Consider the following 13,670-nt stretch of genomic DNA (forward strand, 5'->3'; position numbering starts at 1 on the left):
TCGCAGATTAAGTTCGTCACATCCTGTGACAACATCTGCGTGACCTGCATCGTGCAGGCCTTAGTTTGACTGACTACGCACATCGCTGTGCGATTTTATAATAAAACTTGAATTAACAGGTACGTTTTGTCTTGTTTAGTTTTCAAAGATCATTTTGTCACTTCGTTTAAGCGACTTTATTATTATAACTCGTTGACTCATTGAAGTCAATAACTTTTTTTGAAGTTATTTTTTTGTCATCGCCTTGTTTAGCGGCAACGAATAATAATATACCACCTTGTAAATAATAGTGCAATAGTTTTTTGAAGAAAAACCTAAGGAATTATAAAAGAGCGTCATCCTTCTATTAGAAAGGTTGACGCTCTTTTATATTAGCGCTGTCTCATTTGCGGGAATAACAGTACATCTCGGATCGAAGGAGCATTCGTAAGCAGCATGACCAGGCGATCGATCCCGATGCCTAAGCCTCCTGTTGGCGGCATGCCATACTCGAGGGCTTCAACGAAGTCTTCATCCATTAAATGAGCTTCATCATTACCCTCTTCTCGTTCTTTTAATTGAGCTTCAAAGCGTTCTCTTTGATCAATAGGATCATTTAGCTCTGTGAAGGCATTTGCATGCTCACGGCCTACGATAAACAGTTCAAAACGGTCTGTGAAGCGCGGATCCTCTGGATTTTTCTTAGCAAGAGGAGAAATTTCTACTGGATGTCCATAAATAAACGTTGGCTGGATAAGCGTTTCCTCGATTTTTTGTTCGAAGAATTCGTTGATAATATGGCCCACTGTCATAGAGTCTTTAATCTCTACACCATGCTCTTTTGCATATTCACGGGCTTGCTCAACAGTTACATCTTCCCAGAAGTCAACGCCTGTCGCTTCTTTGACTGCGTCAACCATATGGATTCTTTTCCACTCAGGTTTCAGTTCGATTTGCTCTTCCCCATATTGGATTGTCGTCGTGCCAAGCACCTCTTGCGCGATATGAGCGACAAGGTTTTCAGTTAAGCTCATGATATCTTTATAGTCAGCATACGCTTCATATAATTCAATCATTGTAAATTCAGGGTTATGGCGTGTAGAGACGCCTTCATTACGGAAAACACGGCCGATTTCATATACTTTTTCTAAACCGCCGACAATCAAGCGTTTCAGATGCAGTTCAATCGCAATACGCATGTAGAGCGGAATATCTAAAGCATTATGATGGGTAATGAACGGACGCGCGGAGGCTCCCCCTGGAATGCTGTGCATAGTTGGTGTTTCTACTTCTAAGTATCCATGATCATCAAGGTATCTTCTCATCGCTTGAATGATCTTGCTGCGTGTGATGAACGTATGTTTGCTGTCTGGATTTACGATAAGATCCAAGTAGCGTTGACGGTAGCGCTGCTCAACGTCTTTTAAACCATGGTATTTATCCGGCAGCGGACGAAGCGCTTTTGTCAGCAAATCAAATGATGTTGCTTTTACAGACAGTTCGCCTACATTTGTTTTGAACACTTTTCCGGTTACGCCGATAAGGTCGCCAAGGTCGGAAGATTTGAAGATTTCATATTGGTCGTCACCGACACTGTCTTTTCTTACGTAGATTTGAATCTGACCTTCTAAATCCTGAAGGTGCGCGAAGCCGGCTTTTCCTTTGCCGCGCTTTGTCATCATACGGCCTGCGATTGTCACTTCAATCGCTTTTTCTTCTAACTCTTCTTTCGTTAGATTTTGATATGCCGCAATAATTTGCTCAGATTGATGAGTTCTTTCAAAACGTGCGCCGAATGGATCTATACCGTTTTCTCTCATCTGATTCATTTTGTCGCGTCTGACTTGCAGCTGGTCGTTCAATTCTTCATGATTATGCTCTTCTTGACTCATTGTTATCACTCCATTACAGATATTGTTTCATGAAAAAAGCAGAAAAACTGCCAGCGTAAAACTGGCAGTGAGCAGCAAATAGAGGTGAGTGTTATCCTACTTTTGCGTCTTGAAGCTCTTTTGCCTCAACTTCAACAGTAAATGCATCTAAAAGCTGTACAAGCTCTTCTCTTGTCTCGCAATGATTGATTCCATTACGAACCTCCGCATTGCCTCTTATGCCTTTCAGATACCACGCAGCGTGTTTTCTCATTTCTCTTACCGCTACATTTTCACCTTTTAAGTTAATCAGGCGGTCAAGATGCAGTTTGCATACCGCCATTTTTTCGCGTACTTGCGGCTCTTCTTTTAATTCACCTGTTTCAAGGTATTGAACCGTACGGTATATCATCCACGGATTGCCTAAAGCGGCACGGCCGATCATGACCCCGTCTACTCCTGTTTCATCAAGCATACGCTTAGCATCCTGCGGCGTCTTGACATCACCGTTCCCGATAACCGGAATCGATACAGATTGTTTTACTTCTTTGATAATATCCCAGTTTGCAGTTCCTTCGTACATCTGCACTCTTGTACGGCCGTGAAGCGCAACTGCTTTTCCGCCCGCACGCTCGACAGCCTGTGCGTTTTTCACTGCGAAAATGTGGTCTTCATCCCAGCCCATTCTCATTTTCACTGTGACTGGTTTATCGACGGCATCCACTACTGCAGAAACCATTTCGTAAATCTTATCAGGGTCGAGAAGCCATTTGGCACCCGCATCGCATTTTGTAATCTTCGGCACGGGACATCCCATGTTAATATCAATGATATCAGCAGTTGTGTTCTGGTCTACAAACTTCGCCGCTTCCACAAGGGTTTCCTTTTTTCCCCCGAAGATTTGAAGGCTGAGTGGTTTCTCACGTTCATCGATATAAAGCATACCCATAGTTCTTGCATTGTTGTAAAGGATCGCTTTGTCACTGATCATTTCAGCGCAGACCAATCCGGCTCCGAATTCCTTTACCGTCAATCTGAACGCAGAGTTGCAGACACCAGCCATAGGTGCGAGCACAACCCGGTTTTTCAATTGAACATCTCCGATTTTGAACAAATTTTTCTCCTCCTTTCATTTGTTCTATTTTTCTGGCGGCGCCAATTCGTCCGCACTTATATTTAAAACATCAGCTGCGCTTTGAATGATGGCAGCTGACGGCAATCGGTTTCCGCGTTCAATTTCGCCGAGAATAGAAACTGATATACCTAACGCTTTCGCAAATCCTTCTTGAGTATAACCTTTCAGCTTTCTGAATGCACGAATTCGTCTACCCCAGATTTCTGCTTCCATACTCTTACACCTTCTTGGTCGGTTTCCGCGCTTTTTGCCTCTTTTTCAACCCGCGTGCATATTTCCGCAAGCGGTGCGAGGACAAATAAACGCTCATACATTCTCGGATGCGGAACAATTAGTTGCTCTGTTTCAATATTTTCACGATTAAACAGTAAAATGTCAAGGTCTGCCGTCCGCGGACCCCATCTGACTTCTCTCGTCCTGCCCAATTCATTTTCTATCTGCTGCGTGAGCTCAAGGAGCTGAAATGGATTCAGCGACGTCTCGATTTCAACTGCCATATTTAAAAATTCATCTTGAGCTTCGTATCCGACTGGGTCTGTTTCGTAAATAGAAGACACTTTTGTGACTGTCACTGCCTCATGTTGATGCAGCATCGCCACCGCTCGCCGTAAATACGTTTCTCTATCTCCAATATTAGATCCAAGGGCTATATAAGCTGTATTGTTCATGATTTTTTTCTCGTGATTTCTATTGCTACTGATTTATAGTGGCCGGGAATTGGCGGATCTGGCTTAATCACTTTTACAGTACATTGCTGCACCTGATGAAATTTCTTCAGGACAGTGTCCGCAATACGTTCTGCCAGTGTTTCCACTAGTTTCACAGGCTCACCCTCGACGATATCTTTACATACGTGGTAAAGCTCGGCATAGTTAATGGTTTGCTCAAGGTCGTCTGTTTGTCCCGCTTTGCTTAAATCCAATTCTGCGGTTAAATCGACTTTAAAACGCTGTCCGAGCTTGTTCTCCTCTTTTAACACACCGTGATAGCCATAAAACTCCATGCCTTCTACGTAGACTTTATCCATGATGCATCCCTCCCTTGTTCAGCATTGCATCCATCATTTTCGCCATTCTGGCTATTTGTTTTACATCATGGACTCTCACAATGTCACAGCCTTTTTGAATGCCTAGACACACGGTTGCGCCTGTGCCCTCAGCCCGCTCCTCAGGCGGAAGATCCAGGACACGGCCGATAAATCTTTTCCGGGAGGTTGCAAGAAGAACCGGATAGCCAAGTCCGCTGAAAACTTCAAGTTTGTTCATGACTGCCAGATTATCGTGATAGTCCTTCGCAAAACCAATGCCGGGATCGAGGATAATGTTCTTTTCCTCTACACCTGCTTCAACAGCAATCTTTACACTTTCCATTAAGTCCGACAGCATATCCGGTATTAAGTCGTTGTAGTTTCTCTCTTTGCGGTTATGCATGAGAACGATCGGAACATTGTGTTCAGCTGCGACAGAAGCCATTTTCGGGTCGTACTTTGCTCCCCAAATATCATTGATGATCGAAGCGCCGGCTTTAACAGCTTCATCGGCGACAGAAGCCTTGTACGTATCTACAGAGATCGGCACTGCGAGCTCTTTTGTAATCCGTTCAATCACAGGAATCACTCTGGACATTTCTTCGTCCTCGGACACATATTCGGCGCCGGGTCTTGTCGATTCGCCTCCGATATCAATGATATGCGCACCGTCATCAATCATCTCTTTCGCGTGCAACAGGGCATTGTCCAGGCTGTCATATTTTCCGCCATCCGAGAAAGAGTCAGGCGTTACGTTTAAAATACCCATCACCAGCGTCTTTTCTCGATATGATAATGCGCTGGGTTTGGTATGGATTACTTGTGTTTGGTCTATTGTTTGCTGCGCCATTCTCTTCCTCCCTGTCATGAATTCATGTTCTTTATTTCTTGGTGGTATAGCGTTTGTAAAGCGGAAGTTATTTCTCCGTTTCGGCCCGGATAGTTCACTTCTTCTATTTTAGAAAACGGAATGATCTCAAGAATCGAGTTGGTCATCCATGCTTCATCTGCCGTCAAAAGGGCTTCAAGCTGGTAGCGGCCTGTTTTGACATCCATCCCTATTTTCTTTGCGTTCTCCATGACAAAACGTCTCGTGACGCCTTCAAGAATTCCGGTATCAAGTGATGGTGTATAGATAGAGCTGCCTTTTCTCCAGAAGACATTTGAAATGATGCCCTCTGCCACAGCGCAATCCTCCGTTAAAAAGATCCCTTCAAACCGCGGATCATTTCCGATCTCCCGTTTCGCATACATATTATTTAAATAGTGATGTGATTTTAACCGGAACGGCCCCTCCGGTGTGTTTCTCCGTATCGATAACACCTTTCCTTCCTTTTGCAAAGGAAGACTTTCTGGTTTTAGCTGGTTAACAAAACATAAAACAGTCGGGTTATCGTAAGTTTGAGCAGCGAAGCCTTTATCGCTGATGCCGGCTGATATGTTCAGCCTGACGCGGGCATTGCCGTCTTTGATATCATTCAGCCCGAGCAGCTTGTCCAGCATTTCAATCATCTCTTGTTTTGTCACAGTGTATTCGATTTGCAGATCCTTAAGTGCGCGTTCAAGCCGTTCTATATGCCAATCAAGCAGGAACGGCCGGCCTTCATAAAGCCTGAAGGTCTCAAACACACCGATCCCATATAAAAAACCATGGTCAAAAGGAGAAAGAACTGCATCTTTCTCCTCTATAAATCGGCCGTTTACATATATCATCACGCAATGACTTCCTTGCGGTACGTTTCAATAAAATTTCTGAGCATTTCTTTTCCAAAGGAAGTCATAATAGACTCTGGATGAAATTGTACGCCTTCTATCGGAAGGTTATTGTGCCGAATAGCCATGATTTCTCCTTCTTTCGTTTGTGCGGTTACTGTGAAACAGCTTGGCAGCGTCTCAGGTTTTACGATCAGCGAGTGGTATCGTGTCGCCACAAGCGGGTTTTGCAAACCTTTAAAGATCGTCTTGCCGTCATGTTCGATTTCTGAGGTTTTTCCGTGCATCAGCCGCTCTGCTCTGACCACGTCTCCGCCAAATACCTGTGCGATAGACTGATGTCCGAGACACACACCAAAAACGGGAATTTTGCCTGCGAAGTATTTAATTGCTTCAAGGCTGATTCCAGCTTCATCAGGACTGCACGGTCCAGGTGAAATCATTAAGAAATCCGGTGACAGCTCTTCAATATGCTCTATTGTGATATCGTCATTGCGTTTTACAATCAGCTCTTCTCCAAGCTCGCCCAAATACTGTACTAAGTTGTACGTGAAAGAATCATAGTTATCAATCATTAAAATCATTTCTCCGCTCACCTCATCTAATTTTTGTCTCTGCTTCGCTCAGCTCTAACGCCTTTTGCATCGCAAAAGCTTTTTTGAATGATTCTCTGTATTCATGCTTAGGGACAGAATCAATCACAACTCCTGCTCCGGATTGCATAAACGCCTGCCCTCCGGCTGCATAAATGGTTCGGATCACGATATTAAACTGAAGATCCTGATTATACCCAAACCACCCTATAGATCCAGTATAAAGCCCACGGCGTGTCGGCTCAAGTTCTTCTATAATTTCCATTGTCCTTACTTTAGGAGCACCTGTAATCGTTCCTCCAGGAAATACAGCATGAATAATATCTACAGCGTCGTATCCATCCTGCAGTTCACCTTGGACATTAGACACAATGTGCATGACGTGGGAGTATTTTTCAATTGCCATGAATTCATTAACCCGCACTGATCCGTAACGTGAAACTCTGCCCAGATCATTTCGTTCTAGATCAACCAGCATGACATGCTCAGCGCGTTCTTTTTCATTATGGATTAATTCATTTGCGAGCGCTTCGTCTTCCTCATCCGTTTGCCCTCTGGAACGAGTGCCCGCGATCGGTCTTGTCTCTAACAGTTTGCCCTTTTTGCTGACAAGAAGTTCAGGAGATCCGCAAATAATTTGGAAATCTGGTGTTTCTAAATATGCCATATATGGAGAAGGATTCACTTCTCTCAGCTTTTTGTAGATCTCATACGGGTGAGCAGACAGCGACTGCGACTGCCTGATCGATAGATTGACTTGAAAAACATCTCCGCTGGCAATGTATTGCTTGATTTTCTCTACAGCCTGAGAAAAGCCTTCTTCAGTAAAAGGCGCTGCAAAGGAACCGTCAGCTGTATATGTCATCTCTTGTAACGGCTCACCGGGAAGCTCAGTCAGCCACATATGTTCGAGCTTGGACAGCTTTTCGTCCGCTGATTCGTTCTCGTCATTCACATGAGTGACCAGCCAAAGAGCCTGTTCTTCATGGTCATAGACGGCTATATCATCAAAGACAAGAAAATAGATATCAGGTGTCTCCAGGTCATCTAATGAGAGCATTTTAAAATTTTCAATGTAGCGTGCGTAATCATAGCTAAGAAAGCCGATTGCTCCCCCTTGAAAATCAGGCAGTTCTTCATCCGTTTCTGTTTCCAGCGTTTTAAACCAACTGTGGAAAGCGCGTAAGGGGTCACCCTCTTTAAACAGTGTCTCATCCCCATGCTTAATGGTTGTAATTCCGTCTTTTCCCTTGACAGCCGCAATTGGATCAAGACCAGCTATACTGTATCTGCCGCCTCTTGCACTTTCAAGAAGCACGTGCTGTTTTCTGGATTGTGAAAGTTTCTCATATTGTTGCAAGAATGAATCTTTTTGAAAAGGTACTTTTCTGCCTGCCGGTCTGCGTTGTGCCATTTATATCATTCCTCTGTTTTCTTTTTCTGCTTTTTTTATTGTAAAGCAATATCATGAGTGAAAAAAGTGAATTTCTCTTCCAAGAATAAGATTCGTCGCGGATTCGGCATATTTCATGCACAAATAAAAAAACTCCCGGGCACCGGGAGTTTTTTCGAGCTTTTTAATCGAATTGATACAGCGGCGTACTCAAATAACGTTCGCCGTTACTCGGAATGATAGCTAAAACTTTTTTGCCCTTTCCGAGTTTTTTCGCTACTTCAATAGCAGCATAAATGGCCGCACCTGAAGAGATGCCTCCGAGAATTCCTTCTTCACGTGCAGCTCTGCGTGCAAATTCAAATGCTTCTTCATTCTTCACAGGGAAAATTTCATCGTATACTTCAGTGTTTAAGATGTCGGGCACAAAGCCAGCTCCGATCCCCTGAATTTTGTGAGGGCCTGGTTTTCCTCCTGAAAGCACTGGGGAATCTGACGGTTCAACAGCGTAGATTTTGACGGAAGGATATGCTTCCTTCAGGACTTCACCCGCTCCTGTAATCGTTCCGCCTGTTCCGATTCCGGCTACAAATGCATCAAGCTGGTCATCACCGAATTGCTCAACGATTTCTTTACCTGTTGTTTGGCGATGGATTTCAGGGTTCGATGGATTGTTAAACTGCTGCGGCACGAAGTATCCGTGTTTTTCAGCAAGCTCCTCCGCTTTCTTAATGGCGCCTTTCATGCCTTCCGCACCCGGAGTCAGCACAAGCTCAGCACCATACGCGCGAAGAAGGTTGCGGCGCTCCATGCTCATTGTGTCAGGCATAACCAAAATCGCTTTTAAACCTTTAGCTGCAGCAACCATTGCCAGCCCGATTCCTGTATTTCCGCTTGTCGGTTCAATGATTGTATCGCCAGCTTTTAATTTCCCTTCTTTTTCAGCGGCTTCAATCATCGCTAAACCGATACGGTCTTTTACACTGCTTCCAGGGTTCATGTATTCAAGCTTCAAATATACATCCGCACTGTTTTCATCAACAAGGCGATTTAATTTAACGATTGGCGTATTCCCAATTAATTCAGTAATGGAGTTTGCTACACGTACCATTCTCGACACCTCAATTTCCGACTATTTGTATTGGTATTATGTATATAATCTATCAATTTCAAAATTTTTTGTCAATCATTTAGTACTTTTTTCCCCATAGAACCAAGACACGTCAGCTTCTTTCCAAAGCGATTTTACTGTTGCTTTATCACCTAACTGATCCATTGCGATCTGGCGTTTAATCTGATTCTTCACTTCATCATATGAGAACGTTCTCGCATTTAACTTTTCTTTCAGTTGTATAATCGCATAACCGTTGTTTACCTTTATCGGTTCGTTTGACCATTCATCTTGTTTTAGTGTCTTTGCTTCTTCAATGTATGATGACGGAATGTTGTCTGATGACTCGGTGACAAACCCTAAATCTCCCCCGTACGGTGACGTATCCCTGTCTGTGGACCGTTCCGCCGCAACAGCTTCAAAGCTCGAGCCGCCTTCAAGCTCTTTTAAAACTTGTTTGGCTTCCTCTTCATCCTTTACAACAATATGCCGAATACGATACGAATCATCAAACTGATACAGTTCTTTATTTTGATTATAAAATGATTTCATTTCTGTCTTTGAAATATCAATATCCTTTGTTAATAATTCCTCAAGAAGAATATTATAGCGAATTTGGTCTTTCCACTCTTTTTCAGTTGTATGCTCGTCTTCGTAAAATGAATTATTCACTGCCTTAATCAGCAGAAATTCCCGATCAATTTCGCTTTTAGATACTTTGAGATTGTTCTTTTTGGCAAGCTGCTCTACCACTCGGACATTGATCATATCTTCAAGTGTTGATTTTCCGTATTCATCTTCCATTTCCTTCAGCCATTCTTCTCTTGTGACGCTTTTGCCTCCAATAGTAGCAATGGACTCGTCGGACGTGGAAGCACTGGCTTGAGATTTCGTCAGTGTATAAGCCACTGCGATACAGCATACCAGCAGCGCGCCCCAAATGATTGTCCAGATTGTTTTTGATTTCAAATTTACTGTCAGCCCCTTTTCTTAAATTCAAAAAACCCGCTAAAGAGCTTAGCGGGTCGTTTGGTCTCGAAGCTCTTCCAGCTCTTCTTTTGTAAATAAGTACTTTTCATTACAAAAATGGCATACTGCTTCGGCTTGTCCATCTTCTTCTATCATATCTTGAATTTCTTTTTTGCCTAGTCCTAAAACGGCTGTTTCAAAACGCTCTTTTGAACAAGGGCAATGGAATTTAACAGGCATGGTTTCCAAAATCTCAGGCTTTTCTCCTAAGACTTCTTCCAAAATTTCTTCCGGCGTAAGCCCTTTTTGAATCAGTTTAGAAATAGGTTCTACTACAGATAAACGCTGTTCAATTTTTGTAATGGTTTCATCATCTGTTCCCGGAAGGAGCTGAAGAATGAAACCTCCTGCCGCCAAAATGGTGTTGTCTGGGTTAACAAGCACGCCGACACCTACAGAAGAAGGAACCTGCTCCGATGATACAAGATAGTACGTAAAATCTTCTCCCAGTTCTCCGGAAACGATTTCTACTTGCCCTGTGAAGAACTCACGCAGGCCTAAATCTTTTACAACACTTAATGTTCCATCTGTTCCAACAGCTCGTCTGACATCCAGCTTGCCGTGTTCATTCAAGTCAAAATGAACATGCGGGTTTGAGACATATGCCCTGACTTCCCCTTTAGCATTCGCATCAGCAACAATCGCGCCGATTGGCCCGCCGCCTTCCACTTTCACTGTCAGCTTATCATCACCTTTCAGCATAGAACCAAGCATGAGTGAAGCTGTCATTGTACGGCCCAGTGCAGCGGATGCTGTCGGCCATGTATCATGCCGTCTCTGTCCTTCATTCACCATATCAGTCGTTTTTGCAGCATATGCGCGAACTTTTCCGTCATACGCCAGCGCTTTTACTAAATAATCCATTGCAAAACCTCCTATACACTTCCCACGCGGTTTCGTTCATAAATCAATTCCAGCCCTTTTAGGGTTAAGAATGGATCAACGATGTCTATACAATCTGATTCGTTTGCGATTAATGGCGCAAGACCGCCTGTCGCAATGACTTTCGGTTCTTGTTTTGCCTGCCATTTCATGCGTTTTACGATTCCTTCCACTTGGCCGACATAGCCAAATAAAATTCCTGATTGCATCGCGCTTACAGTGCTTTTTCCGATAATATTGTCAGGCCGGGCGATTTCAATACGCGGAAGCTTCGCCGCACGCGAGTACAGCGCCTCAGTCGAAATTGTAATTCCAGGCGCAATCGCTCCGCCCATATATTGTTTGTTTTCATCGATATAACAGTACGTTGTGGCTGTACCAAAATCAACAACAATCAAAGGATTGCCGTACAAGTGAATGGCCGCAACAGCATTTACGATTCTGTCAGCGCCTACTTCTTTCGGATTGTCGTACTTTATATTTAAACCGGTTTTCATACCAGGACCGACAATTTGCGGTTCGATATGAAAGTATTTTGTGCACATTCTCTCTAACGCAAACATGATTGGCGGCACAACTGAAGAAATGATAATGCCTTCTATTTGTTCAAACATGAGACCTGAATGATCAAATAAAGAGCGCAGAATCATCCCAAACTCATCTTCTGTTTTATGCCTGCTTGTTTCTATACGCCAGTGATATTCTAATTCACCATCATGATATACACCAAGTACAGTATTGGTGTTCCCCACATCAATAACAAGTAACAACCTCTATCACCACTTTTGAATAGTTTCTCTATCATTACTTTTACAAACATTCTACAATACCATACACGATCGGCGGCTCATTTGTAAACAAATCGATACCATAATTGGATGATTGAAAAGGGGGCAGCAGAGGCGGGATTCACATAAAAAAACTGCCAGCGTCAGCCGGCAGTTTTTATCAGAAAGCGTTACTCTTTCGTATCGTCTTTCTTTTCTTCTTCTGTTTTTGACAGAATGTTTACTTTGACATCATCGTTCTTCTCATCATCAGAGAACTTACGCTCAGGCAATGTTCCGTGATCGACAAGGTGTTTGATTTGTTCAGCATCCAGTGTCTCAACTTCCAGAAGCGTCTGAGCAATCAATTCAAGCTTGTCACGATTTTCTGTCAGGATTGTTTTCGCACGCTCGTAACACTCTTTGATAATGCGCTGAATTTCCTGATCAATCTCGTAGGCAATTTGATCACTGTAGTTTTGTTCGTTGTTGAAATCACGGCCTAAGAATACCTGGCCACCCTGAGACTGTCCAAATTGCAACGGTCCCAGTTTTTCTGACATACCGAATTCTGTAACCATTCGTCTTGCAATATTTGTCGCACGCTGGAAGTCATTGTGCGCTCCTGTGCTGACTTCACCAAAGATAATTTCTTCAGCAACACGTCCGCCCAAGAGACCGACAATTTTATCAAGCAGTTCCGGCTTTGTCTGGAAGTAACGGTCCTCTCTTGGTAGCATAACTGCATAACCGCCAGCCTGACCCCGAGGAACAATCGTTACTTTATGAACCATATCAGCCTCATCTAAAACGAGTCCGATAACGGTGTGTCCGCCTTCGTGATATGCCACGATATTGCGTTCTTTCTTGGAGATGACGCGGCTTTTCTTAGCTGGTCCGGCAATAACACGGTCCGTAGCTTCATCAATGTCGCGAGCATCGATTTTTTTCTTGTTTTGACGAGCCGCCACAAGAGCAGCTTCATTCAATAGGTTTTCTAAGTCAGCGCCTGAGAAACCAGGTGTTCTCATGGCAATCGATTTCAGGTTTACCGTTTCATCCAGCGGTTTGTTTCTCGCATGGACTTTCAATACAGCTTCACGTCCAATTACATCTGGGCGGTCCACTGTGATTTGACGGTCAAAACGTCCCGGACGAAGTAAGGCTGGGTCCAAGATGTCCGCACGGTTCGTTGCGGCAATGATGATAATTCCTTCATTGGCACTGAATCCGTCCATTTCAACAAGCAATTGGTTGAGCGTCTGTTCACGTTCATCGTGTCCGCCGCCGAGACCCGCTCCACGCTGGCGTCCGACTGCGTCAATTTCATCAATGAAGATCAAACAAGGCGCATTCTTTTTCGCGTTTTCGAACAAGTCACGCACACGGGAAGCACCGACACCTACAAACATTTCAACGAAATCAGATCCGCTGATGCTGAAGAATGGTACACCGGCTTCACCGGCTGATGCTCTTGCAAGAAGTGTTTTACCGGTACCCGGAGGTCCGACTAAAAGCACACCTTTAGGGATTCTTGCGCCAAGCTCGGCAAACTTGCGGGGATCTTTCAGAAATTCAACAACTTCCACAAGTTCTTGTTTCTCCTCGTCTGCCCCTGCAACGTCTTTAAATTTGACGCGTTTCTTTTCCTCTGTATATAGCTTCGCCTTACTCTTACCAAAGTTCATGACACGGCTGCCGCCGCCTTGAGCTTGATTGAGCAGGAAGAAGAACAGAATAAAGATAATGACAAATGGGATGATGGTCGTCAGGAACGTCACCCATCCACTTGTTTCTTGAGCGGGATCAACCTTTACATCTGTCTTTTTTATAGCATTAAAGATCTGATCTGCTCCCTTTCCTTCAGGAACATGAGTCAAAAAGTATTGATCCTTGTCGTAATTTTTCAGCTGTCCTTTTACCTCATAAACACCTCTGACAGGCTGAACCGACACGCTATCAACTTTCCCGTCATCCAGGTTTTTGATGAACGTGCTGTACGACATATTTTCTGTTTTCGGATTTGAGGTCTGGAAGTAGCTCACAACCCCGATTACTACTAATAAAATAAGTAAATAAAAAATGGTATTACGGAAGACCCGATTCATTCCTTACCTCCTCCCACAGTAAGCACAACTATGTTCAATAGTACCATAGAAAATCATTCCAA

14 protein-coding genes are annotated in these 13,670 nt (G+C 43.7%); all 14 read right to left on the reverse strand.

Annotation, left to right across the window (positions count from 1 at the left end; all coding sequences use genetic code 11):
• Positions 1-371: 371 nt before the first annotated feature.
• The 14 genes from lysS to ftsH all read right to left on the reverse strand — a co-directional run bounded on the left by lysS (position 372) and on the right by ftsH (position 13,608).
• Positions 372-1,871 (reverse strand): lysine--tRNA ligase, encoded by a 1,500-nt coding sequence (gene lysS / locus M1D69_RS20800; protein ID WP_024123647.1) that lies wholly within the window; start codon positions 1,869-1,871, stop codon positions 372-374.
• 91 nt (positions 1,872-1,962) lie between these two features.
• Positions 1,963-2,964, reverse strand: coding sequence for a tRNA dihydrouridine synthase DusB (dusB, locus tag M1D69_RS20805; protein ID WP_458105018.1), 1,002 nt, complete (start codon positions 2,962-2,964; stop codon positions 1,963-1,965).
• Positions 2,965-2,988: 24 nt separating this feature from the next.
• Positions 2,989-3,198: a helix-turn-helix domain-containing protein gene (locus tag M1D69_RS20810; protein WP_458105017.1), complete on the reverse strand. Its 210-nt coding sequence runs from the start codon at positions 3,196-3,198 to the stop codon at positions 2,989-2,991.
• Positions 3,150-3,653 carry a 2-amino-4-hydroxy-6-hydroxymethyldihydropteridine diphosphokinase gene (folK, locus tag M1D69_RS20815; RefSeq protein ID WP_458105016.1) on the reverse strand — a complete coding sequence of 168 codons (504 nt, stop codon included), beginning with the start codon at positions 3,651-3,653 and terminating at the stop codon, positions 3,150-3,152. The genes M1D69_RS20810 and folK overlap by 49 nt, the downstream gene beginning before the upstream one ends.
• Entirely contained in the window at positions 3,650-4,012 is a 363-nt protein-coding gene (gene folB / locus M1D69_RS20820) for a dihydroneopterin aldolase (protein WP_101865159.1), read from the reverse strand. Before folB ends, folK begins: the two co-directional genes overlap by 4 nt.
• Positions 4,005-4,862, reverse strand: a complete 858-nt coding sequence (gene folP / locus M1D69_RS20825) for a dihydropteroate synthase (RefSeq protein ID WP_044153463.1) — start codon at positions 4,860-4,862, stop codon at positions 4,005-4,007. The genes folB and folP overlap by 8 nt, the downstream gene beginning before the upstream one ends.
• 14 nt (positions 4,863-4,876) lie before the next feature.
• Positions 4,877-5,725, reverse strand: coding sequence for an aminodeoxychorismate lyase (gene pabC, locus M1D69_RS20830; RefSeq protein ID WP_458106094.1), 849 nt, complete (start codon positions 5,723-5,725; stop codon positions 4,877-4,879).
• On the reverse strand, positions 5,725-6,309 hold the full coding sequence (gene pabA, locus M1D69_RS20835) for an aminodeoxychorismate/anthranilate synthase component II (RefSeq protein ID WP_458105015.1): 585 nt from the start codon (positions 6,307-6,309) through the stop codon (positions 5,725-5,727). The genes pabC and pabA overlap by 1 nt, the downstream gene beginning before the upstream one ends.
• 13 nt (positions 6,310-6,322) lie before the next feature.
• On the reverse strand, positions 6,323-7,732 hold the full coding sequence (locus M1D69_RS20840) for an anthranilate synthase component I family protein (protein WP_458105014.1): 1,410 nt from the start codon (positions 7,730-7,732) through the stop codon (positions 6,323-6,325).
• Positions 7,733-7,895: 163 nt separating this feature from the next.
• A complete protein-coding gene (gene cysK / locus M1D69_RS20845) occupies positions 7,896-8,822 on the reverse strand; it encodes a cysteine synthase A (RefSeq protein ID WP_458105013.1) in 927 nt (308 codons plus the stop codon).
• Positions 8,823-8,897: 75 nt separating this feature from the next.
• Positions 8,898-9,791, reverse strand: coding sequence for a peptidyl-prolyl cis-trans isomerase (locus M1D69_RS20850; protein ID WP_458105012.1), 894 nt, complete (start codon positions 9,789-9,791; stop codon positions 8,898-8,900).
• 48 nt (positions 9,792-9,839) lie between these two features.
• Entirely contained in the window at positions 9,840-10,715 is an 876-nt protein-coding gene (hslO, locus tag M1D69_RS20855) for a redox-regulated molecular chaperone HslO (protein WP_044153473.1), read from the reverse strand.
• Between the two features lie 11 nt (positions 10,716-10,726).
• On the reverse strand, positions 10,727-11,503 hold the full coding sequence (locus M1D69_RS20860) for a type III pantothenate kinase (RefSeq protein WP_044153475.1): 777 nt from the start codon (positions 11,501-11,503) through the stop codon (positions 10,727-10,729).
• A gap of 188 nt (positions 11,504-11,691) precedes the next feature.
• Positions 11,692-13,608 carry an ATP-dependent zinc metalloprotease FtsH gene (gene ftsH, locus M1D69_RS20865; protein WP_024123634.1) on the reverse strand — a complete coding sequence of 639 codons (1,917 nt, stop codon included), beginning with the start codon at positions 13,606-13,608 and terminating at the stop codon, positions 11,692-11,694.
• Between the last annotated feature and the right edge of the window lie 62 nt (positions 13,609-13,670).

Source organism: Bacillus sp. PK3-037 (genome assembly GCF_054161355.1).